Genomic DNA, 21,315 nt, shown 5'->3' with positions numbered 1-21,315 from the left:
TCCCCGCCCGGGGCGGGGCCGCCGTGGCCGGCCTAGACGTTGGGGACCTTCAGCGCGTCCCAGGTCTCCTTTCCCGGCGGCCACTTCAGCGCGGAACCGCTCCAGCCCTTGTGGTGCTCGGTGTTGTACTTGCGCTGCCACGCCTCATAGGAGGCGATGTCGCCGGAGCCGATGACGTCCTTGTTCGCGCTGCTCTGGTAGTGGTTGCAGCCCACCGCGACCAGCCGGTCGTGCATGGCCGCCACGATCGGCGACCGCCGGCCGACGGTGAACCAGGCCGCACCGGGGAACGGCTCGTACGCGGGGGCGTGCCCCTTGGCCGCCCAGGTGTGCAGCGCCGCCGCGCTGGCGAAGTTCGCCACGTCGTGGTCCAGGCCGCCGGCCTCGCTGTACTGGTGGAAGACCCAGGAGTGGCTGACCTGCGGGTGCCCGGCCGGCGAGTTCGGGTCAGCGATCCACAGGCCGTCGCCGCAGAAGCTGGTCTGGTCGCGGTTCACCCAGAAGTCGCGGTTGCAGTACAGCACCACCCGGTGGCCGGGGGCGGCGGCCTGCACATGCTTGATCCAGGCGTCCTTGTCGGCGTTCGAGACCCCGGTGTCCTCCCAGTCCAGCACCAGCACCTCGCCGGCCTTGGGGGCGGCATGCTGCAGGAAGTACGTGGCCTGCGTCGTCATCGAGCCGGGGCGGGCGAAGTGGTAGTGGCCGACGACGAGTCCGTGGCTGCGGCCGGTGGCGACCTGCCCGGCGTGCCGCGGATTGACGTAGCTGCTGCCCTCGGTCGCCTTCACCATCACGAAGCTCAGGCCCGCGGTGCTGTAGTCGGTGCTCTGGTAGGAGGCGACGTCGATGCCGCTGACGGTCATGGGACGGTGGTCCTTTCGTACGGGCAGGGCCCGGTGGTGAGTGCGGTTGCGCGGTCGTACGCGGTGGTCGTGCGGGGGGTCGGTCAGTGCACGGCGCCGACGTCGAAGGTGTCGCCGCACACGAGGGGACTCGATGTTGCCAGGGTCATCGACGCGGTGGAACCCGGGGGGTACGCCATGAGGAAGGTCGGCTTGCGCCAGCAACCCCCGCTCTTGATGCCCTCGTTGAGGGTGTGCAGGTCCGCCTCGACGGTCTGCCCGGGTGCCAGCCGGACCAGCGTGCCGTGCGGGCCCTGGCGGTCGGCGGGCCGGCCGATGACGCTGCCGTCGCCGCGGATCAGCGACACACCGGGGTAGCCGTCGAGGGTGCAGGTGGTGCTGCCGGTGTTGGTGAACCGCAGCGGGTAGTAGACGTTGCCGGCGCCGTGGTCGGCCGGGCCGAGCCGCATCCGCAGCCCGGTCACGGTGCAGCGGGCACCGGACGCACCGGAGGCCCGCACCGAGGGGGCGGTCGCGGAGCCGGTGGCGGTGGGCGCGGGCTCGGGCGGCCCCGAGGTCGCGGACGGCGCCCCGGGCGTCGCGCCGCCGGCGGAGGCGGGCGTCGACGCCGCGGGGGCGGACGAGGACGCCGGTGAAGCGGACTGCGGTGAGCTGCCGTCGCCGCACGCGGTGGCGGCCAGAGCCAGCAGCGCCACGGCCCCGGCGGCGAGCAGCGGCCGCCGGCCCCGGGCGGACCCGGAAGGGTGGTGCGTCGAAGTACCCATACCTATCGGCTACTCACCCGGACGGCCCTTCGAACCTCGGCCGCCTCTTTTGTTGCCGATCCCGAACATTCGGAGGACGCGTTCCTCGAACCCCCGTACGGCGCACGGCTCTTCGTGCGTCCGCGGCCACCCGCCGGGGCGCCGCGACGGGGCTCAGCGCCGGTCCTGCTCCTGTCCCTCGGGACCGGGCCCGGAGTCGCCCGGCCCGGAGTCGCCCTGACCGGGGTTGCCGGCCCCGGACCCGCCCTGCCCGGTGTCCCCGGTCCCGGGGCCGTCCTCGCCGGCGTCCCCGCGCCCTGCGGGCCGCTCGGGCTCGTCCGACTGCTCGGGCTCGTCCGTCCGCTCCGGCTCGCCCGGCCGCCCGGCCGCACCCTCGCTCTCGGCCCCGCCTTCGCCTTCCCCCTCGCCCCCGCCTTCCCCCTCGCCCCCGCCTTCCCCCTCGCCCCCGCCTTCGCCCTCGACCCCGCCTTCGCCGTCGTCCGCCGGCCTCCCCTTCTCGGCCTCGGCCTCGCGCCGGTGGCGCCTGACCCGCCAGACGACCAGCACCACGAGGACGATCGCGGCGATCGCGATCGCCACCGCCGTGCCCGCGGTGCGCTCGACCTGCTTGTACGCGGTGCCGGCGAAGTACCCGAGCAGCGTGAAGCCGATGCCCCAGACCAGGCCGCCGGCGGCGTTGAAGGGCAGGAAGACCCGGTACGGCATCCGGGAGATGCCGGCCAGCGCCGGCATCATGGCGCGGAAGAACGCGATGAACCGGCCCAGGAAGACCGCGGCCGGTCCCCGCCGTCTCATCATGTCCTGCGCGCTGCCGATGCGCTCGCGGTGCGGGCGCAGGAACCGCGTGTCCAGGATCCGCGGGCCGAACCGGGCGCCGACCTCGTACCCCACGGTGTCGCCGAGGATCGCGGCCAGGACCACGGCGACGCACAGCCAGAACACCGAGACGTGCCCCTGGGAGGCGACGACACCGCCGAGCACCACTGCGGTCTCGCCGGGCAGCACGAAGCCGAAGAACAGCGCGTCCTCGGCGAACACCAGGGCCGCCACGACCGCGATGACCGCGGGCCCCGAGGCGTGCTGCAGCCAATCGGTGATGCCGTGCATGGAGGTGCGGCTCCCTTCACCGCACCGGGCGCCGGCGGCCGCGCAGCCGCACGAACGCGTAGGCGAGGTCGGCGACGAACAGGATCACGGCGGCGGCCAGCAGGAAGCCGAGGCCGTCGGCGGCCGCGCCGATGATCCCGAGCACGAAGGCCACGATGATCAGCAGCAGGAAGAGCGTCATCGTGCGGCTCCCTCTCGTGGTCGCGCGCGGCGCAGGAGCCGGCGGTTCAGCGGCGGGCGAGCTGGCGGACGCCGTCCGCCCCGGGCTCGTACGGCAGTCCGTAGTACTGGAAGATCGCCTCCTCGTCCTCGACCGGCAGGATGTCGTCCGTGCCGATCGAGGGGGCGGACTTGACCAGCTCCCTGGTGTACGGGACGCGTACGTAGCCCGGGCCGACGGTCACCTCGGCCACCGGCACGAAGAACAGCCGCTGGCGGGTGGGCAGGCCGATGCGGACGGTCGCCATGGAGGGCTCGTCCGTCGCCGTATCGACGTAGACCGCCTCCAGGACCCCGATCTTGTGGTCGGTGCCGTCGACCACGGCGTTGTCACGCCACTCGCGGAGGTCAGTGGGTCGGATCATGTCTCAGCCCTCCTTACCGCGGGCACGACCGGTGCCCTCTCTGGTCGTCTGCCCCGGTGCGGCGCCGATATCCACCGGTCCGGACAGCCGCCGGAACGTGTCCGGCCCGGTCACCCGGCCGCCACCTCGCTGCGGTCGCCGCCCCACAGCGTGTGGAACACGCCGTCGCGGTCGGTGCGCCGGTAGGTGTGGGCCCCGAAGAAGTCCCGCTGGGCCTGCGTGAGCGCGGCGGGCAGCCGGTCGGCGCGCAGCGCGTCGTAGTAGGCGAGGGCGGCCGAGAAGCCGGGGACCGGCACGCCGTGCTGCACGGCGGCGACCACGACCGCCCGCCAGTCGTCCTGCGCGGCGCCGATCTCGTCGGCGAACCGCTGGTCGGAGAGCAGGCTGGGCAGGTCGGGGCGCCCGTCGTAGGCGGCGGTGATCCGGTCCAGGAACGCGGCCCTGATGATGCAGCCGCCGCGCCAGATCGACGCGACCTTCCCCAGGTCGATGTCCCAGCCGTAGGCGTCGCTGCCGACCTGGATCTGGTGGAACCCCTGGGTGTAGGAGACGATCTTGGACGCGTACAGGGCCTGCTCGACCTGGTCGGCGAAGGCCGCCGCGGCCGCGGGGTCGCCGATCGGGCTGCCGCCGGCGGCAGGGCCGGGCAGGCCGCGGGAGGCGGCGCGCAGATCGGCGTGCCCGGACAGGGAGCGGGCGAAGACCGCCTCGGCGATGCCGGAGACCGGCACGCCGAGGTCGAGCGCGGTCTGCACGGTCCAGCGACCGGTGCCCTTCTGCTCGGCCTGGTCGGCGACGACGTCGACGAACGGGCTGCCGGTCCGAGCGTCGGTGTGGGCGAGGACCTCGGCGGTGATCTCGATGAGGTACGAGTCGAGGCGCCCGGTGTTCCAGGTGCGGAACGTCTCGGCGATCTGCTGCGGGTCGTAGCCGGCGACCGCGCGCAGCAGGTGGTACGCCTCGGCGATCAGCTGCATGTCGGCGTACTCGATGCCGTTGTGCACCATCTTCACGAAGTGGCCGGCGCCGTCGGGACCGATGTGGGTGGTGCAGGGGGCGCCGTCCTTGGCCTTGGCGGCGATGGACTCCAGCATCGGGCCGAGCGAGGTGTACGACTCGGCGGAACCGCCGGGCATGATCGACGGGCCGTTGAGGGCGCCCTCCTCGCCGCCGGAGATGCCGGTGCCGACGAAGTGGATGCCCTGGGCACGCAGCTCGCGCTCGCGGCGCCGGGTGTCCTCGAAGTGCGCGTTGCCGCCGTCGATGATCACGTCGCCGCTCTCCAGCAGCGGGGCGAACTCGCCGATGACCGCGTCGGTGGGCTCGCCCGCCTTGACCATGATCATCAGCCGCCGCGGCCTGGCGAGGGAGGCGACGAACTCCTCGGGGGTGCCCGCGGGGACGAAGATCCCCTCCTCGCCGTGCTCCTCCAGGAGGGCGTCGGTCCTGGCCCTGGTCCGGTTGTGGACCGCGACGGTGTAGCCGTGCCGGGCGAAGTTCCTCGCCAGGTTGCTGCCCATCACGGCGAGGCCGGTGACGCCGATGTCCGCCTTCCCGTCGCCCCCGGCGGGACCGCCCGCGCCGCCGGTTCCGTTCGATCCGCTCATGCACGCTCCCGCCGAGTTCGTCGTCCCGAGGCTCTGCTCGTGCCATTGTCGGCCGGAACCGGGGCGCCTGCGCCGTCCACCGCCGCCGAACGGGCGGTACCGCCGGAGCGGGACCAGCGCGGCCGGGCGTCCGCGGCGGGCCCACGGTGACGGTCAGCGGAAGCCGGCGACGGTGTGCGGCACGTAGGGCTCCTCGAGGAAGGCGATCTCCTCCGGTTCCAGCGCGACGTCGAGTGCGGCCACCGCGTCGTCCAGGTGCTGCGCCTTGGTGACGCCGACGATGGGCGCGGTCACCACCGGCTTGGCGGCCAGCCACGCCAGCGCGATCCGGGCGGCGGGCAGGCCGCGGCGCCCGGCGAGTTCGGCGACGCGCTCGACGATGACACGGTCGTCCTCGTGGTACAGCGTCCTGCCGAACTCGTCGGTCGCGGTCCGCGCGGTGGTGGCGTCCCACGGCCGGGTGAGGCGGCCGCGGGCCAGCGGGCTCCACGGGATGACGCCCACGCCCTGGTCGGCGCAGAGCGGCAGCATCTCCCGCTCCTCCTCGCGGTAGAGCAGGTTGTAGTGGTTCTGCATGGACACGAACCGGGTCCAGCCGTGCAGGTCGGCGGTGAACAAGGCCTTGGCGAACTGCCAGGCGTGCATGGACGAGGCGCCGATGTAGCGGGCCTTGCCGGCCTTCACCACGTCGTGCAGCGCCTCCAGGGTCTCCTCGATCGGCGTCTCGTGGTCCCACCGGTGGATCTGGTACAGGTCGACGTGGTCCACGCCGAGCCGGCGCAGGCTGTGGTCGATCTCGCTCAGGATCGCCCGGCGGGACAGGCCGCCGCCGTTGGGGCCGGGGCGCATCCGGCCGTGCACCTTGGTCGCGATGACGACGTCGTCGCGGGAGGCGAAGTCCCGCAGGGCGCGGCCCAGGATCTCCTCGCTGCTGCCGTCGGAGTAGACGTTGGCGGTGTCGAAGAAGTTCACCCCGGCGTCCAGCGCGCGGCGGATCAGGGTGCGGGAGGACTCCTCGTCCAGGGTCCACCGGTGGTTGCCGCGGGTGGCGTCGCCGAAGCTCATGCAGCCGAGGCTGACCGCGGACACCTCCAGGCCGGTCGCACCGAGTCGGGTGTAGCGCATACGGGGCCTCCCAGGGTCGGACGTGAGCCGATCATGAAGTCTAGGAGGGGCGGGCCGCGGCGGTCACCACACCCCGGTGGGGTCCGCGGCGGTTACCACGCGCCGCGCGGGCGCAGCGGCAGCCGCACCGTGATGCGCTTGCCGACCGGTTCGCGCTGGACGTCGAACCCGTCGCACAGGGCGAAGACGATCTCCAGGCCGTGCTGGCCGATCCGGCCGGGCTCCGCGGCGCGCGCCATCGGCAGTGCCGGCTCGCTGTCCCACAGGGTGATCTCCACCATCGGCCCGCGGACCTCCAGGCTGAGCGCGCAGGGGCCGGGCGCGTACTTGCACGCGTTGGTCACCAGCTCGCTGACCACCAGTTGCGCCTCCGAGGACGTCCGCGCGGCCACCCGGACGCCGCGCGCGCGTATCTGGTCGAGGAAGGTGCGGGCGAGGGCGCGGGCAGCGGCGATCGACTCGGTGCCGCCGTCGTAGGCAGCGCCTGCCCGCAGACCCGGGGAGGGAGCCCCCTCCCGGCCGCGGCCGGCCGTCACGTACGCCATCTCATCTCCTGCACCCCCGTCACGCGCCCCCGCACGGTCGCACTTGCGACCGAGTGGCGCGTACCCACGGATTCCCGTCGTATGCCACCGGCCTTTCCCGGAGCGCCGCGGCCGCCCGAACTCCACCTGTTTGCCCGGCCGGGGTTGCGGCCCCCGCATGCTGCTGTGTGGACTGGGAACCCCCTTGCCGACGAGTTTCCTGACGCAGAAGGCCAGGTCGCCGCATGCAGAAGTGGGCCGGACATCCGTTCCCGCTCGGAGCCGATCACGACGGCTCGGGTACCAATTTCGCGCTCTTCACCGAGGTGGCCGAGAAGGTCGAGCTGTGCCTGCTCGACGACGGCGGCCGCGAGGAGCGGATCGATCTGGAGGAGGTCGACGGGGTCATCTGGCACGCCTACCTGCCCGGGGTGGGTCCCGGGCAGCGGTACGGATACCGGGTGCACGGGCCGTACGACCCGGACCGCGGGCACCGCTGCAATCCGGCGAAGCTGCTGCTGGACCCGTACGCGAAGGCAGTGGAGGGGCAGGCCGACGGGCACCGCTCGCTGCTCGGCTACCGCGCGGACGACCCGGACCGCCCCGATCCCGCGGACAGCCGGCCGCACACGATGCTGTCGGTGGTGGCCGATCCGGCCTTCGACTGGGGCGGCGACCGGCCGATCAAGCGCCCGTACCACGAGTCGGTGATGTACGAGGCGCACGTGCGGGGGCTGACCCGACGCCATCCGGCGCTGCCGCCGGAGCTGCGCGGCACCTACGCGGGACTGGCCCACCCGGCGGTGCTGGAGCACCTGACGACGCTGGGCGTCACCGCGGTGGAGCTGATGCCGGTCCACCAGTTCGTGCAGGACGGCCACCTGCTGTCGCGGGGCCTGACCAACTACTGGGGCTACAACACCCTCGGCTTCTTCGCGCCGCACAACGCCTACTCGGCCTCCGGCGGGCGCGGCGGGCAGGTCACCGAGTTCAAGTCGATGGTGAAGGCGCTGCACGCGGCGGGGATCGAAGTGATCCTCGACGTGGTCTACAACCACACCGCCGAGGGCAGCCACCTGGGTCCGACGCTGTCCTTCCGCGGCATCGACAACGCCTCGTACTACCGGCTGGTCGACGACGACGCGGCGCACTACTTCGACACCACCGGCACCGGCAACAGCCTGCTGATGCGCCACCCCAACGTGCTGCAGCTGATCATGGACAGCCTGCGCTACTGGGTGACCGAGATGCACGTGGACGGCTTCCGCTTCGACCTGGCGGCCACGCTGGCCCGGCAGTTCCACGAGGTGGACCGGCTCTCGGCGTTCTTCGACCTGGTCCAGCAGGACCCGGTCGTCAGCCGCGTCAAGCTGATCGCCGAGCCCTGGGACGTCGGCGACGGCGGCTACCAGGTCGGCAACTTCCCGCAGCTGTGGAGCGAGTGGAACGGCAAGTACCGGGACAGCGTGCGGGACTTCTGGCGCGCCCAGGAGGGCACGCTGCCGGAGTTCGCGTCCCGGCTGACCGGCTCGTCCGACCTGTACGAGGGCAACCACCGGCGCCCGCGGGCCGGCGTCAACTTCGTCACCGCGCACGACGGTTTCACGCTGCGCGACCTGGTGTCGTACAACGACAAGCACAACGACGCCAACGGCGAGGGCAACCAGGACGGCGAGAGCGTCAACCGGTCGTGGAACTGCGGTGCCGAGGGCGAGACCGGCGACCCGGACGTGCTCGCGCTGCGGGCCCGGCAGCAGCGCAACTTCCTTGCCACGCTGCTGATCTCGCAGGGCGTGCCGATGCTGTGCCACGGCGACGAGGTCGGCCGCACCCAGCGCGGCAACAACAACGCGTACTGCCAGGACAGCGAACTGACCTGGGTGGACTGGGAACCGGGCGCCGAGCAGCGGCAGTTGCTGGACTTCACCCGGCGGCTGATCGCGCTGCGCCGCGCCCACCCGGTGCTGCGCAGGCGCCGGTTCTTCCGCGGCCGCCAGGGGTCCGGCAGCGCCGCGCCCGCCGACCTGACCTGGCTGCGCCCCGACGGCCGGGAGATGACCCGGCAGGACTGGAACCGCGCCGACGCCCACGCGATCGCCGTGCACCTCAACGGCGACGCGATCGGCGAACGCGACACGCAGGGGCGGCCGGTGCGCGACGACTCGTTCCTGGTGCTGCTCAACTCCCATTGGGAACACGTGGTGTTCACGCTTCCGGGCCCGGTGTTCGGCGGCCGCTGGAGGGTCGAGGTCGACACCGCGGCGGACCCGGCGGTGGATCCCGCCACCGGACTGGCTCTGGACCGCGCGCCGGACCCGGCGACGGGTCTGGCCCCGGTCGCGGGCACCGCGGCGGGCGTGTACGGGCCCGGGGAGACGGTGAAGGCCGAGGCCCGCTCGCTGGTGCTGCTGATCCGCGAGGACGGCCTGCACCACGAGGCCGGACGTTCGCGCCAGGAGGCGCAGCCGGACCCGGCGCGGGGCGGGAGCCGGCGGGCCGGCGGCACGCACTGAGTTCAGGCGCGGCCCGCGACGGGTTCCGGCTCGTCGCGGGCCGCGGCGCTGTGCCGCGGCAGCAGCAGCGGGCCGGCGTGCACCAGCCGCACGCCGGCCAGGTGCCGAGGGCGCTGACCGCGTAGGCCCCCCACCGCCAGGAGAACCCGCGCCCCAGCCCCGCCCGCCCCGTGCGCGGGGCCGTCTCCGCCGTGCGCCGAGCCGCCCGCGACGGCCACCGCCGGTTCAGGAGGCGTCGGTGCGCGGGAACACGCACTCGTCGAGGACGATGCCGACCGCGACGGCGACCGGGATCGCCACCAGCCCGCCGACGATGCCGAGCAGCGAACCGCCGACCAGCACCGCGACCACCGTCACCACGGGGTGCACGTCGACCGCGAACCGCATCGCCCGCGGCATGATCAGGTAGTCCTCGGCGAGCCGGAACGCGGTGGAGAAGCCGGCGGTGGCGACGGCGACCGGCAGCGACACGGACAGCGCGACCAGGCTCACCACCACTCCCCCGACGGTCGAGCCGATCACCGGGACCATGTCGAGCAGGGCGACCAGGAAGCCGAGCGCGGCCGGATAGGGCACGCCGGTCGCCGAGCACCAGGCGAAGGTGGCCAGACCCGCGACGGCGGAGGTGAGCGTGTTGCCGAGCATGAACCGGCCCACCCGGCTGAGGATCTCCTCGCTGAGCGCCTCTGCGCGGGCCCGGCGCGTCCCGGGCACGAAGCGGTAGCAGAACCGCTTGATCGCGGGCAGCGCCACCATCACGTACAGCGTGACCGTCACGACGATCACCAGGGAGGTGAGGGCGCTGACCACCAGCCGGCCGGCGCCGAGCACACCGCCCGCGACCTCCGACGCGCCGCCGCGCGAGCCGAGTTGGTCCTGCACGCGCTCGATGACGTGGTACCGGTCCTCCAGCCGGCCGAGCACGGAGTGGTGGTCGCGCAACTGCCGGCGCCAGCGCGGCACCGCGCCGGTCAGCGACGCCGCGGCCGCGCTGACCGGCGGGATGACCAGCGCGACGAATCCGGCCAGCACCCCGGCCAGCCCCGCGGTCACCGACAGCACCGCCCAGCCCCGCCGCAGGCCGCGCCGCCCCAGCCAGGCCACCACCGGCTCCAGGCTGACCGCGATGAACGCGGCGAGCAGCAGCAGGGTGAGCAGCTCGCCGAGCCGCAGCACCATCTGGACGAGCAGCCAGGCCAGGGTCGCCCCGAGCGCGGCGCCGAAGCCCACCCCGAACCACGCACGCGCCTCGGAGCGGGCCGGGAGCCGCTTCGGCGTCCGCACCGGCAGCACTCGCTCCGTCTCCGGCTGCCCCGCGGCGCCGCGGGGCGGTCCGGCATCGAGCACGGCGTCGACCGGGGTGTCGGACATGGCGGATCTCCTTCTCGGCGTTGCGGCACGACGGACGGCCCGGGTCCGCGCCGTCCCGTCCGTCCGGTTCGCAACCGGCCGCACGCGCTCGCGCACCTGCCGGCACCAACGCCGCGGCGCCCCGCGCGGTCACCCTCAAACCCCCGGTCAGGTGCATCCGCGGCGCCGCGGGCGGCATGCCGGAACGGGCGCGGATCCCGGCCCGGATACGCGCTCGGACACACGCCCGGATACCCGCCCCGACACGAGCCGCATACGGGCCCGGATACGGGCTCACCAGGACCGATTCCGCCGGAAACACCGGGTACCCCGGAAGGAAATGCGGAATTCACATCCCGTCAAGTTTCACCTGTTCCCATCGCGGCTAACCCGCTGGTCAAGGGGGATCCGATCCATTTCCCGTCAGCGCGGGACGTCCCGATGGGTGCGCGTTATGAGCGAACTGCGTGTGCTGTCGATCTACGAGGGTTTCTTTTCCGGCGGGGCCCGCATTCTGCACAGTGATGTGGTGCTGGGTCTGCACGGCGGGGTCCAGCGGCATTCCGTCCTGAGCATCGAGGGCGAGATGCACCGGGAGGCGACCCGGCAGCCCATGGAGGAGGACGCCTGCTACCGGGCGCTGACCGCCGGGGGCGTGCCGGTGGCGGCGTTGCGGCGCGGGCCGGATGCGGGCCCCGGCTGGGGCGGCACGGGTGGGACGTCCGCCTTCGGCGCCTTGCTCACGCCGGCTTCCGCCCCGGCCCTCAGCGCGACCTCTGCCCCGGCCTTCAGCGCGGCCGAGCTCGCGGCGACCGCCCGGGCCACCGCGGCCGCCGACGTCGTGCTGTCGCTGAAGGAGCAGCCGCTCGCGCTGCTCAACCAGGCGGGGCTGCCGCTGCGGCCCGTCGTGGTGTGCCTGCACCGGTCGGACCCGGAGAACCAGGGGCCGGCGCTCGACGCCCTGCTCGCGGCGGTCGCCGCGGGGCGGGTGAAGGCGTGCGTGTGCTGCGCGGAGTCCACCCGCGGCGCGTACGCGGCCGCGGGCGTGCCCGCCGAGCTGCTGCACGTCATCCCGAACGGCGTGGACCTACTACGGTTCCGGCCCGATCCGGTGCGCCGCGCGGGCCTGCGGGCGGAGCTGGGCATTCCCGCGCCGGCGCCGGTCGTGGCGTTCGCGGCACGCTGGGCCGGCATGAAGAACGTGCCGCTTTTCCTCGCCGCGGCCCGGGAGTTCCTGCGCCGGGACCCGGACGGCCGCGTGCTGATGTGCGGCGCCGGGATGACCGCGGGCAACCAGGGGCTCCGCGCGGAGATCGCGGCAGCGCTCGCCGGCGAACCCTGGCTCGCCGATCGGATGCTGCTGCTGGGCGTCCGCGGGGACATGGAGGCGGTCTACGCGGCGAGCGACGTGGTGTCGCTGACCTCGTCGTCCGGCGAGGCGGCGCCGCTGTGCCTGATCGAGGGCATGATGTGCGGCGCCGTCCCGGTGGCCACGGACGTCGGCGACTGCGCGCGGCTCGTGGCGGGCCGCGGCCTGCTCACCCCGCCCGACCCGGAGGCGATCGCGACCGCCTGGGCGGAGGCGTTCACGCGGGCCTCGTCGTTCGCGCCCGCGTTGGAAGCCGCGCGCGAGGAGTTCAGCCGCACGCGCATGGTCGCCGCCTACGGTGCGCTGATCGACCAGGTCCACCGCGGGGCGCCGCGGGCGGCGCTGCCCGAGCCGCTGTAGCCGGGCCGAGCGGACGGGGCCCTGACGACGGGACTGCGTGGACGGGGCCCTGACGTCGCCGATCCGGCCGGCGTCAGGGTCCGGTCGCCGTGGATCAGCCGGAAGACGCGGGGACCCCGGAGCCGCGGCTCTACCCGGGGGACCGAGGAGACCTCGGCCTAGCCGGCAGGCTCGTCCTACCCGGCAGCCTCGGCCTGGCCGGCAGCCTCGGCCTGGCCGGCGGTCTCCGCACGATCCATGGCCTCGGCGGGGTCCACGGCCTCGGCCTGCCCGGCGGCCTCCGCCTTCTGCTTGAGGAGGCGCAGGCGCTCGTCCCAGCTCTCGGCGAGGTGCGTCATCCATGAGGCGGTGGCCAGCAGCGGTTCGGGCCGCACGCTGAACAGCACTTCGCGGCCCGCCCGCCGCGCGGCGACCAGTTGGGCGCGTTCCAGTACGGCGAGGTGCTGGACCACCGCCTGCCGGGAGACGGTCACCTCGGCGGCGAGCGTGGTGGCGCTTGACGGCCGCCGGGCGGCGAGCAGGTCCAGCAGCAGGCGCCGCGTGGGGTCGGCGAGCGCCGCGAAGACGCCGTCGACCTCCGGCGGCGCGACCGGCGCGGCGGCACGCGTCATGCCTTTTCCGCCCGGGTGCGCAGCGCGCCCAGTTCCATCTGCCAGCCCTCGGTGTTGGCGCTGAACCCCTGCTTCCTGACGTCCTCGGGCGCGTCGAGGGAGGCGAACCCGCTCTCGGTGACGGTCACCCGTACGCCCTCGGCCAGTTCCTCGACGGAGAACTCGACGAGGGTGGTGCGCCCCGGGGCCAGCTCCTCGCCCGGGAACTGGCTGGCCCAGCGGAACGCGGCGTAGGTGCGGGGGTCGAGCTTGACGACCTCCACCGGGAACCGGCCGTACTTGGCACTCTCGCGCACGGCCTGGTGGCCCGGGGTGCGGTCGACCGGGACCTCGTGGTCGGTCGGCACCCACCAGCCGGGCTCGGTCACCAGGTCCCAGACGCGCTCCAGTCCGGCGTTGATGGTGATGTCCTGCACGATGCGGTCGTCCATGGCGCTCTCTCTCCTTCGTGACCCCGGTCCTATGTGCAAGTCCATGCTTGCACGTGCGGTCGCCACGTGCAACTGACGACTTGCACATGGGCCGGCGGGCAGGGCGCCCGGCGCCGCCGTCCGGCACCGATGAGTTCCCCACCCGGCGCCGGTCCACCCCTGCGAAGGCACCGCAACCCTGCGACGGCACCCCGCCGCACCGACGAGGACGGACCGATGACCACCAGCCACTCCGCGCAGCCGGGCGGCGCAGCCACCGCCGCGCACGACCACGCCCCCGGCGCCGCACCCGCCGGGACGCCCGGGACGCCGGGGACTTCCGGTGCGCCCGGAACCGCCGCCGGCGCGTACGCCGAGGTGAACGGCCTGGAGCTGTACTACGAGCGGCACGGATCCGGCGGCCGGCCGCTGGTCCTGCTGCACGGCGGGGTCCTCACCATCGACCTCAGCTTCGGCGCGGTGCTGCCGTCCCTGGCCGCCGGCCGGGAGGTCATCGCGGTGGAGATGCAGGGCCACGGCCGCACCGCCGACTCCGACCGGCCGATCACCCTGGAGAACCTCGCCTCCGACGTGGTCGGGCTGCTGGACGAACTCGGCCTGGCGCAGGCGGACTTCCTGGGGTTCAGCCTCGGCGGCCTGACCGCGCTGCAGATCGCCGTCACCCGGCCCGAGCGGGTCGGCCGGCTGGTGCTGGTGTCGACCCACTATCGGCAGGACGGCTACCACGACGAGGTCCGCACCCCCGACTGGGGATCCCCGCGGCTGCCCGGCGAGGACGACTTCGCCGAGATGGCGGCCGCCTACGCCGCGGTCGCCCCGCATCCCGAGCACTTCCAGGACTTCCTCGCCAAGTGCTCGGCGGCGGCCCACGCCGAGCTGCCCTGGACCGCGGACGACCTGCGCGGGCTGACCGCCCCGACGCTGCTCGCCATCGGCGACACCGACTTCGTCAGGATCGAGCACGCCGCCGAGATGCTGCGGCTCATCCCCCGGGCCGAGTTGGCGGTGCTGCCCGGCACGACCCACATGGCGATCATGCGGCGGGCCGATCTGCTGCTGCCGGTCGTCAGCGGTTTCCTGGCGGGGTGAGGCCGTACACCTCCCGGTAGGACGGGAAGGTGCCGCCGGGCCCGTCGACGCCGTCGGCCGCGAGGACGGCGTGCAGCACGGCCCGGGTGAGCACGTCGGCGCCCGCGGCGAGGATCTCGTTGAGCGCGCCGGCGGCCAGGTGCGTGCCGAACGCCGGGTCGGCCGGGCCGGGTCCGCCGGCCGGCAGCAGCGGGCGGGTGCCGGTGGCCATCGCGAACACGGTGTCGCCGTCGGACATCAGGTGCACCGGGCGCACGGCACGGGCCAGCCCGTCGTGGGCGGTGCCGGCGAGCTTCTGCGCCTGGGCGCGGGTCAGTCCGGCGTCGGTGGCCACCACCGCGAGGGTGGTGTTGAACGGCCGGTTCTCCGCCGCGGCGGCGAGCCGCTCGCGTGCGGCGGCGAGCACGGCGGCCGGGCGCGGGGCGCCGTCCGTCCCGAACTCCGCGGCCCAGCCGGGGCGGGCGCCCCACAGCGCGCCGGTCTCCGGGTCGGCCACCGATCCGGCGGCGTTGACGACCGCGAGCGCGGCCACCGTCGTTCCCGACTCCAGCACCCAACTGGCCGTTCCCACACCGCCCTTGAGGCCGCCGGCGACCGCGCCGGTGCCGGCGCCGACGCAGCCCTGCGCGACCGCGGCTCCTTCGGTGGAGCGGGCCGCCGCCTCCACCGCGGTGCGTCCCATGGCCGCGTCCGGCCGCGCGCCCCAACTGCCGCCGCGGCCGAGGTCGAAGAGGGCGGCGGCCGGCACCACGGGGACGACCCGGCCGGGCGGCCCGACCCAGAAGCCGCGGCCCTGCTCCTCCAGCCAGCTGGCCACCCCGGACGCGGCGTCCAGGCCGAAGGCGCTGCCGCCGGCCAGCACGACCGCCTCGATGTGCTGCACCAGGTTGCGCGGGTCGAGGGCGTCGGTCTCCCGGGTGCCGGGTCCGCCGCCGCGCACGTCGACGGCGGTCACGGCCCCGCCCTCGGGGGCCAGCACCACGGTGACGCCGGTCAGCCAGCCGTCCCCGGTGCGCTGGGCGTGGCCGACACGCAGGCCGGCGACGTCGGTCAGGGCGTTGCGGGTGCCCGGCCGGGCAGCGCCGTTCCCGTCCACGGCGAACCTCCGTCCTGGCGGGCACACGCGGCCCGCCCCGCCGATCATCCCGCGCCTGACCCCGGTGGTGGGCGCGGTGGTGGGCGGGGTGGCATCCGCGCGGGCGCAGGAGGGGAGCGGCGCCGGGCCGGCCGGGGAACCGTTCCGGGCGTGTCGCGCGTGTTCAGGTCACGGAGGTCCATCGGGTCGCGGGGTCCCGGCGGGCCTGAGCGGGGCGTTCCCGGGGGGAGGGCGCATGGACGGGTGGGCGGCCAGCGGCCGGCGGTGGCTCGCCGGAGCGCGGACGGAACGGAGCCGCAGCGGGGAGCGGCGCAGCGCGGTGACCACGACCAGTCCCAAGTCATGGGTGCCGACCGGCGATCCGGCCGGATGCCCGGTCCCTGAGGCGTCGCGGCAGTGGATCGAGCGGTGGCTCGACTGGTGCGTCGGGGAGTTCGGCGGGCAGGCGCTGCACGGGTCGGCCGCGGTTCCCGGGCCGGAGCTGGTGCCGCCGGGGTTCAGCGGAACGCAGGAGCAGGCCGAGTCGCTGGTCGGCCGGGTGGCGGCGGTGATGGGCGTGCCGCCGGAGGGCCTGACCGTGCACCTCTTCGAGAGTTCACCGGCCGAGCGGCGCAAGCGGCACACCGTCGGCACCTACCGGCGCGTCCTGGGGGGCGCGCTGATCGAACTGGACCGCACCGAGGCGGAGAATCCGGCGACGTTCACCGCGGTCGTCGCCCACGAACTGGCGCACGCGCGGCTCCGGGGCGAGCGGCGGCTGCCCCGCGACGTCGACGAGGAACGGCTGACGGACCTGCTCACCGTGTTCCTGGGCATGGGCGTCTTCACCGCCGGAGCCGCGTACGAGTTCCCCCGGGCGGCGGGCACCCGGGGCTACACGGTTCTCCCCATGGCGGATCTGACCGACCGCATGCTCAGCGGCATCGCCAACGAACCCAGCCACCGCACCGGCTACTTGAACGAGAACGAGTTCGGCTACGCGCTCGCCTACTGGACGACGCTGCGCGGCGACCCCGCCCCAGCCTGGACCCGCCACCTGACCGGAGGCATGCGCGCCACTCTCGACCGCGGGGTGCGCCATCTGGCGGCGCGGGGCGTCCGCGCGGTCCCGCCACCCGCCTGACCTGGCAGCGGCCGGGCCGTAGTTGACGCATCGTCAGATCAGGGCCGGCACGGACGGCTGGACGGTGCCGGCGGGCCGGGCGCCGCGCTCAGCCGCCTTGCCCACGGCGCGCGGGTTCCGGGCCCACGGTCACCCCTGCCCCGCGGTGCCGTGCCGCGCACCGCTCCCGGACACGGCCGCCGCGGCGGCTCCGGCCTGCTGTGCCGTCTCCCCTCCCGCCTCGGGCACGGTGAGCCGGGCCCACTCCTCGTCGGTTGCCGCCAGCAGCGCGGCGATGCGCGCCGCGGACGGCAGCGGGCCGTGGTCGGCGGGGACGCGGAGGGCGGCGGCCGCGGTGAGATGCGCCAGACGCAGGCAGCGCGGCAGCGGCTCGCCCCGGTGCAGGGCCGCGAGGAAGCCGGCGGCGAACGCGTCGCCGGCGCCCACGGGCTCGACGACGTCCACCCGCGGGGCCGGAACGGTGTGGGGCCCGCCCGCGGTGAAGGCGGTCGCGGCGCGCGGGCCGTCCTTGACGACCAGCAGCCGTGGCCCGGGCAGCAGGTCGCGGACGTCCGACGGGGTCGCCAGGTCCTCGCCCCACAGGGCCTGCGCCTCGTCCAGGCCGACGAAGACGACGTCGGCGCGGTCGGCGCGGTCCCGCAGCACGTCGGGGGCCGTGCCGTCCGTCCACAGCGCGGGCCGGTGGTTGACGTCGAAGCTGACCGGGACCGGGCCGGCCAGCGCCGCGTCGAGCAGGTCGCGGCAACTCGCCGACAGGGCCGCGGTGATGCCGGTGAGGTGCAGTAGGGCCGCCTCGCGGGCGGCCGGCTCGGTGAGCAGGCCGGGGCCGAGGGCGGAGGCGGCCGAGCCGCGCCGGTAGTAGTGGACGCGGGTGCGTGAAGGACCGGGGTCCTTCACCAGCAGGCCGGTCGGCCGCGAGGGATCGGTGCGCACGCCCGTCACGTCCACGCCGCGCCCGCCGACCTCGGCCAGAACCCGCGTGCCGAACGGGTCGGCGCCCACCGCCGACACCCAGCGCACCGGCACGCCGTGGTCGGCGAGGTACATCGCGACGTTCGACTCCGCGCCGGCGACGGCCAGGGACAGCCCGCCGGTGGTGGCGAGCGGCCCCACCGGGTCGGGCACGAGCGCCGCCATGGTCTCCCCCACGCACACCACAGGGCCGGGGCCGAGCGCGGGCAGCGGGGACGCTCCCTCGCCGCTGAGCGTGCTGCCGGGCGTCGCGTCGGGCGTGGAGCGGGGCTGGTTCAGCGGCATGGTGCGGCGTTCCAATCGGGAGGGTGCGGGCCCGGCGTGGGGCGCGGCGTGCGGCGGTCGGATGCGCGCCTCAGCGGGAGGGCGCGGGGCTCGGCGATCGGACCGCGTCGAGGAACTCCCCCACCCGCGCCCGCAGTTCGGCGATGCTGCCGCCGTCCGCCGCGTCGCCCAGCAGCGGGCTGCCGACGCCGACCGCGACCGCGCCCGCGGCCAGGTAGGCGCGGGCGGCGTCCGCGTCCACCCCGCCGACCGGCACGAACGGCAGTCCGGGGAACGGGCCGCGCAGCGCCTGCAGGTAGCCGGGGCCGCCGGCCTGCTGGGCCGGGAAGATCTTGTACGCCTCGACGCCGAGCGCCCGGGCGGTGACGATGTCGGTGGGCGTCATCACCCCGCCGAGTACCGGAAGTCCCAACTCCCGTGCGGTGGTGACGCCTTCACCGAGTGCCGGGGTGACGGCGAAGCCGGCGCCGGCCCGGTGCGCGGCGTGCGCGTCGTCGGCGCTCAGCACGGTGCCCGCGCCGAGGAGCGCGTCGGGTCCGAGGGCGGCGCGCGCCGCGGCGATGACGTCCAGGGCGCTCTCGCCGCTCAGCGACACCTCGACCAGCGACACGCCCTCCTCCACGAGGGCGAGCACGGACTGCAGCGACGCGTCGGGGTCGGCGCCGCGCACGATGGCGACGAGGCGGTGGGTGCGCAGCGCGGTGAGCAGGTCCACGTGCGGGTTCCTCTCTCGGGTGGTGGGTGTGCGTCGTCGCGGACGCCGGGTCAGGGGGTGGTGGCCGCGCTGACGGTGAGCCGCCAGGCGGCCTCGCCGGAGGACGGCACGCGGGCGGCGTCGCCCTCCCCCGCGGCGGCCAGGTCGAAGACCCGGCCGAGCATGGGCTCGACGCCGATGGAGCGGTAGGGGGCGTGCTCGGGGAAGCCGCGCAGGTTGCGCCACACGGCGACCGACACCGGCTGCCCGTCCGCCTCCAGGGCGAACCGCAGGGTGTCAGGACCGTCGTGGACGGCGGCGTGCGCGCTGTCCACGACGGCGCCCAGCGCCGTGCCGTCGTCGGGGCCCAGCACGTCGAACGCGGTGCCGCCGGCCCGCGGCCAGCCGAACGGCGACCAGTGCGCGCCGCCGTCCGCGTACAGGCGGCCGGCCGCGCCCTCGGGCAGGGCGATCCTGCCGTGCGGCGAGACGTCGAGCAGGGCGTGCGCGGCCCACACGAAGCGGTAGCCGGGCGCGGCGGCCAGCCGGTAGTCCGCGACCACGCCGTCCGCGGCGGTGCGGAGGGTGCGGGTGAGCCGGAAGTCCGGGCACTCCACGGTGTACGTGCCGTCGCCGCCCTGTCCTTCGGTGGCCGCGGGCGTCCACGCGCGGGACCAGGCGTCGCCGTGGTCGGGCAGCCCGCGCACGGTGGGGACGCACTCCTCCAGGCCGCCCGCGTCGGCGAACGCGTCGCCGGGGACGGCCCGTTCGCGCCGCGGCTCGGCGCGGTGCCAGAGCCACTCGCGGTCACCGGCCCGCAGGGACGTCCAACGGCCGCCGCGGGCCGGGTCGGTGGCGGCCACCAGCGGCACGGGGGTGCTCACCATTCCGCGAACGCCCCGTCGTCGTGCCGCCACACCGGGTTGCGCCAGGCGTGGCCCGCGCGGTCCGCGGCCCGCACGGCGGCCTCGTCGACGGTGATGCCGAGGCCCGGCCGGTCGGTGCGGTGGGCGTGTCCGTCGACGAAGCGGAAGGGTTCGGTGTCCATCACGTAGGACAGCAGGTCGGCCTCCTTGTTGTAGTGGATGCCGAGGCTCTGCTCCTGGATGAGGAAGTTCGGTGTGCAGAAGGCTACCTGGAGGCTGGCGGCGAGCGATATCGGGCCGAGCGGGCAGTGCGGCGCGAGCTGGACGCCGAAGGTGTCGGCGAGCGCGGCGATCCGGGTGACCTCGGTGATGCCGCCGGCGTGCGACAGGTCGGGCTGGGCGACGGCGATGCCCGCGGTGAGCGCGGGCAGGAACTCGGCCCGCCCGTAGAGGCGTTCGCCGGTGGCCAGCGGCACGGGTGTGGACGCGGCGAGCGCGGCGAGCAGGTGCCCCTGCTCCGGCAGCAGCGGTTCCTCGACGAACAGCGGGTGCAGCGGGGCTATCTCGTGCAGTACCCGGCGGGCGCCGGCCGGGCTGAAGCGGCCGTGGAAGTCGACGGCCACGTCGCGGTCGGGGCCCAGCACCTCGCGGGCGAGGGCGAGCCGCTCCACCACGGCGGCGGTCCCGGCCGGGGTGGTGAGGGCCTCGGTGCGGCCCGCGCCGTTCATCTTCACCGCGGTGAAGCCGGCCTCGATCTGCGCCCCGATCTCCTCGGCGAGCCGGGCCGGTTCGTCGCCGCCGACCCAGGCGTAGACGCGGACGAGGTCGCGGACCGGGCCGCCGAGCAGGGCGTGCACGGGCGCGCCGTAGGCCTGTCCCGCGATGTCCCACAGGGCGTGGTCGAGGCCGGCGACGGCGCTGGACAGCACCGGCCCGCCCCGGTAGAAGCCGCCCTTGGTGAGCACCTGCCAGTGGTCCTGGATGCGCAGCGGGTCCTGGCCGACGAGGTACTCGGCGAGCACGTCGACGGCGGCCCTGACGACCTCGGCGCGGCCCTCGACGACGGGCTCGCCCCAGCCGACCAGTCCCTCGTCGGTCTCCACGCGGCAGAACAGCCAGCGCGGGGCCACCAGGAAGGTCTCGATGCGGACGATTTTCACTGGGAGTCCTCCGGACGGGGTGCGCTGGTTCCTTGGGTGCCGGTCGTCCGGCCGCCGGCCGCGGTGCCGCCTTCGCCGCCTGCGCCGTGCACGAGGTCCAGGTCGCGGACGGCCTGCTCCAGCAGGGCCCGCATGGCGGCCTCGGCGGCGTCCGGGTCCTGGGCGCGGACCGCGGCCAGGACGGCGCTATGGCTGGGCACCGGGTCCTCGCCGTGCGGTGAGGAGTGCACGATCTCGTCGCGGTGGGCGAGGCCGGACTCGATGACCATCTCCATGCGTTCCAGCAGCTCGTTGTGGGTGGCGGCGAGCAGCACGCGGTGGAACGCGAGGTCGGCCTGCACGGCGTGCGCGGCGCCCAGGTCGTGCCGGCCCATCGCGTCGAGCGCCTCGTCCAGCGCGGTCAGGTCGGCGTCGGTGCGGCGCAGGGCCGCGAGCCGGACCGCGGCCGGTTCGATGATGCCGCGGACCTCGCCGAGGTTGCGCAGCAGGCCGAGGTCGGCGCTGCCGGCGGTGCCGCCGGCGAACTGCCAGCGCAGCACGTCGGCGTCCAGCAGGTTCCAGTCGGCGCGCGGCCGCACGAACGTGCCGCGCTTCTGCCGGGCGTCGACCATGCCCTTGGCCGCGAGGACCTTCAGCGACTCGCGCAGCGCGGTCAGGCTGACGTCCAGTTCGCTCTGCAGGGCCGGCAGGTCGAGCGTCGCCCCCTCCGGGATCTCTCCGCTGAGGACCCGGCGCGCAAGGGTCTCCACGGTCTGGCCGTGCACCCCGCGGCGCGCGTATGGGGTCATGTCGTTCTGCCTTTCTGCAGGTCGGTCGGGTCGG

The 21,315-nt window shown here is 74.9% G+C and carries 21 protein-coding genes; 4 read left to right on the top strand and 17 right to left on the bottom strand.

Translation table 11 applies throughout. The annotated features are described in order from the left end of the window. Nucleotides 1-32: 32 nt before the first annotated feature. The 8 genes from ACH4TG_RS24750 to ACH4TG_RS24715 form a co-directional block, all read right to left on the bottom strand. Nucleotides 33-863: a GH25 family lysozyme gene (locus tag ACH4TG_RS24750; RefSeq protein WP_398244661.1), complete on the bottom strand. Its 831-nt coding sequence runs from the start codon at nucleotides 861-863 to the stop codon at nucleotides 33-35. Nucleotides 864-946: 83 nt separating this feature from the next. Then, nucleotides 947-1,627 (bottom strand): DUF4232 domain-containing protein, encoded by a 681-nt coding sequence (locus ACH4TG_RS24745; protein ID WP_398244660.1) that lies wholly within the window; start codon nucleotides 1,625-1,627, stop codon nucleotides 947-949. A 153-nt stretch (nucleotides 1,628-1,780) separates the two neighbouring features. Beyond that, nucleotides 1,781-2,734, bottom strand: a complete 954-nt coding sequence (locus ACH4TG_RS24740; RefSeq protein ID WP_398244658.1) for a DedA family protein — start codon at nucleotides 2,732-2,734, stop codon at nucleotides 1,781-1,783. Nucleotides 2,735-2,750: 16 nt separating this feature from the next. Beyond that, complete coding sequence (locus ACH4TG_RS24735; protein WP_398244657.1) at nucleotides 2,751-2,915, bottom strand: hypothetical protein; 165 nt, start codon at nucleotides 2,913-2,915, stop codon at nucleotides 2,751-2,753. Nucleotides 2,916-2,961: 46 nt separating this feature from the next. Further along, complete coding sequence (locus tag ACH4TG_RS24730; RefSeq protein ID WP_398244656.1) at nucleotides 2,962-3,318, bottom strand: PRC-barrel domain-containing protein; 357 nt, start codon at nucleotides 3,316-3,318, stop codon at nucleotides 2,962-2,964. Between the two features lie 110 nt (nucleotides 3,319-3,428). Continuing rightward, nucleotides 3,429-4,925, bottom strand: coding sequence for an NADP-dependent phosphogluconate dehydrogenase (gene gndA, locus ACH4TG_RS24725; protein WP_398244655.1), 1,497 nt, complete (start codon nucleotides 4,923-4,925; stop codon nucleotides 3,429-3,431). Nucleotides 4,926-5,078: 153 nt separating this feature from the next. After that, nucleotides 5,079-6,050, bottom strand: coding sequence for an aldo/keto reductase (locus ACH4TG_RS24720; protein WP_398244654.1), 972 nt, complete (start codon nucleotides 6,048-6,050; stop codon nucleotides 5,079-5,081). Nucleotides 6,051-6,142: 92 nt separating this feature from the next. Next, nucleotides 6,143-6,595 carry an ATP-binding protein gene (locus ACH4TG_RS24715; RefSeq protein ID WP_398244652.1) on the bottom strand — a complete coding sequence of 151 codons (453 nt, stop codon included), beginning with the start codon at nucleotides 6,593-6,595 and terminating at the stop codon, nucleotides 6,143-6,145. Nucleotides 6,596-6,819: 224 nt separating this feature from the next. Here ACH4TG_RS24715 and glgX point away from each other — a divergent pair, with 224 nt between their 5' ends. Then, complete coding sequence (glgX, locus tag ACH4TG_RS24710; protein WP_398244651.1) at nucleotides 6,820-9,087, top strand: glycogen debranching protein GlgX; 2,268 nt, start codon at nucleotides 6,820-6,822, stop codon at nucleotides 9,085-9,087. A 225-nt stretch (nucleotides 9,088-9,312) separates the two neighbouring features. On the opposite strand, the gene ACH4TG_RS24705 is transcribed toward glgX, so the two are convergent. Continuing rightward, on the bottom strand, nucleotides 9,313-10,458 hold the full coding sequence (locus ACH4TG_RS24705) for an AI-2E family transporter (RefSeq protein ID WP_398244650.1): 1,146 nt from the start codon (nucleotides 10,456-10,458) through the stop codon (nucleotides 9,313-9,315). A 433-nt stretch (nucleotides 10,459-10,891) separates the two neighbouring features. Here ACH4TG_RS24705 and ACH4TG_RS24700 point away from each other — a divergent pair, with 433 nt between their 5' ends. After that, nucleotides 10,892-12,166, top strand: a complete 1,275-nt coding sequence (locus ACH4TG_RS24700; protein ID WP_398244649.1) for a glycosyltransferase — start codon at nucleotides 10,892-10,894, stop codon at nucleotides 12,164-12,166. 176 nt (nucleotides 12,167-12,342) lie between these two features. Here ACH4TG_RS24700 and ACH4TG_RS24695 read toward each other — a convergent pair whose 3' ends face one another. After that, complete coding sequence (locus ACH4TG_RS24695) at nucleotides 12,343-12,777, bottom strand: ArsR/SmtB family transcription factor (protein ID WP_398244648.1); 435 nt, start codon at nucleotides 12,775-12,777, stop codon at nucleotides 12,343-12,345. Beyond that, complete coding sequence (locus ACH4TG_RS24690; RefSeq protein WP_398244647.1) at nucleotides 12,774-13,208, bottom strand: SRPBCC domain-containing protein; 435 nt, start codon at nucleotides 13,206-13,208, stop codon at nucleotides 12,774-12,776. The genes ACH4TG_RS24695 and ACH4TG_RS24690 overlap by 4 nt, the downstream gene beginning before the upstream one ends. A 216-nt stretch (nucleotides 13,209-13,424) precedes the next feature. Here ACH4TG_RS24690 and ACH4TG_RS24685 point away from each other — a divergent pair, with 216 nt between their 5' ends. After that, nucleotides 13,425-14,297, top strand: coding sequence for an alpha/beta fold hydrolase (locus ACH4TG_RS24685; protein WP_398244646.1), 873 nt, complete (start codon nucleotides 13,425-13,427; stop codon nucleotides 14,295-14,297). Here the strand turns inward: ACH4TG_RS24685 and ACH4TG_RS24680 are convergent. Then, nucleotides 14,275-15,393, bottom strand: coding sequence for a P1 family peptidase (locus tag ACH4TG_RS24680; RefSeq protein ID WP_398244645.1), 1,119 nt, complete (start codon nucleotides 15,391-15,393; stop codon nucleotides 14,275-14,277). The two genes, ACH4TG_RS24685 and ACH4TG_RS24680, sit on opposite strands and share 23 nt — an antisense overlap. Before the next feature lie 319 nt (nucleotides 15,394-15,712). Between ACH4TG_RS24680 and ACH4TG_RS24675 the strand changes: the two genes are divergently transcribed. Continuing rightward, entirely contained in the window at nucleotides 15,713-16,516 is an 804-nt protein-coding gene (locus ACH4TG_RS24675; RefSeq protein ID WP_398244644.1) for a hypothetical protein, read from the top strand. A 129-nt stretch (nucleotides 16,517-16,645) separates the two neighbouring features. Here the strand turns inward: ACH4TG_RS24675 and ACH4TG_RS24670 are convergent, their stop codons facing one another. The 5 genes from ACH4TG_RS24670 to ACH4TG_RS24650 form a co-directional block, all read right to left on the bottom strand. After that, nucleotides 16,646-17,773 carry a sugar kinase gene (locus ACH4TG_RS24670; RefSeq protein ID WP_398244643.1) on the bottom strand — a complete coding sequence of 376 codons (1,128 nt, stop codon included), beginning with the start codon at nucleotides 17,771-17,773 and terminating at the stop codon, nucleotides 16,646-16,648. Nucleotides 17,774-17,843: 70 nt separating this feature from the next. Beyond that, the gene (locus ACH4TG_RS24665; RefSeq protein WP_398244642.1) at nucleotides 17,844-18,488 is read right to left on the bottom strand and encodes a bifunctional 4-hydroxy-2-oxoglutarate aldolase/2-dehydro-3-deoxy-phosphogluconate aldolase; all 645 of its coding nucleotides are present in this window, start codon (nucleotides 18,486-18,488) and stop codon (nucleotides 17,844-17,846) included. 50 nt (nucleotides 18,489-18,538) lie between these two features. Then, the gene (locus ACH4TG_RS24660) at nucleotides 18,539-19,354 is read right to left on the bottom strand and encodes a hypothetical protein (RefSeq protein WP_398244641.1); all 816 of its coding nucleotides are present in this window, start codon (nucleotides 19,352-19,354) and stop codon (nucleotides 18,539-18,541) included. Further along, nucleotides 19,348-20,493 carry a galactonate dehydratase gene (gene dgoD / locus ACH4TG_RS24655; RefSeq protein WP_398244640.1) on the bottom strand — a complete coding sequence of 382 codons (1,146 nt, stop codon included), beginning with the start codon at nucleotides 20,491-20,493 and terminating at the stop codon, nucleotides 19,348-19,350. Before dgoD ends, ACH4TG_RS24660 begins: the two co-directional genes overlap by 7 nt. Next, nucleotides 20,490-21,281, bottom strand: a complete 792-nt coding sequence (locus ACH4TG_RS24650) for a FadR/GntR family transcriptional regulator (protein WP_398244639.1) — start codon at nucleotides 21,279-21,281, stop codon at nucleotides 20,490-20,492. The genes dgoD and ACH4TG_RS24650 overlap by 4 nt, the downstream gene beginning before the upstream one ends. Nucleotides 21,282-21,315: the final 34 nt, after the last annotated feature.

This window comes from Streptomyces sp. NPDC020917, from assembly GCF_044333795.1.
GTDB lineage: Bacteria > Actinomycetota > Actinomycetes > Streptomycetales > Streptomycetaceae > Actinacidiphila.
This window is presented reverse-complemented; position numbering and strand designations above follow the sequence as displayed.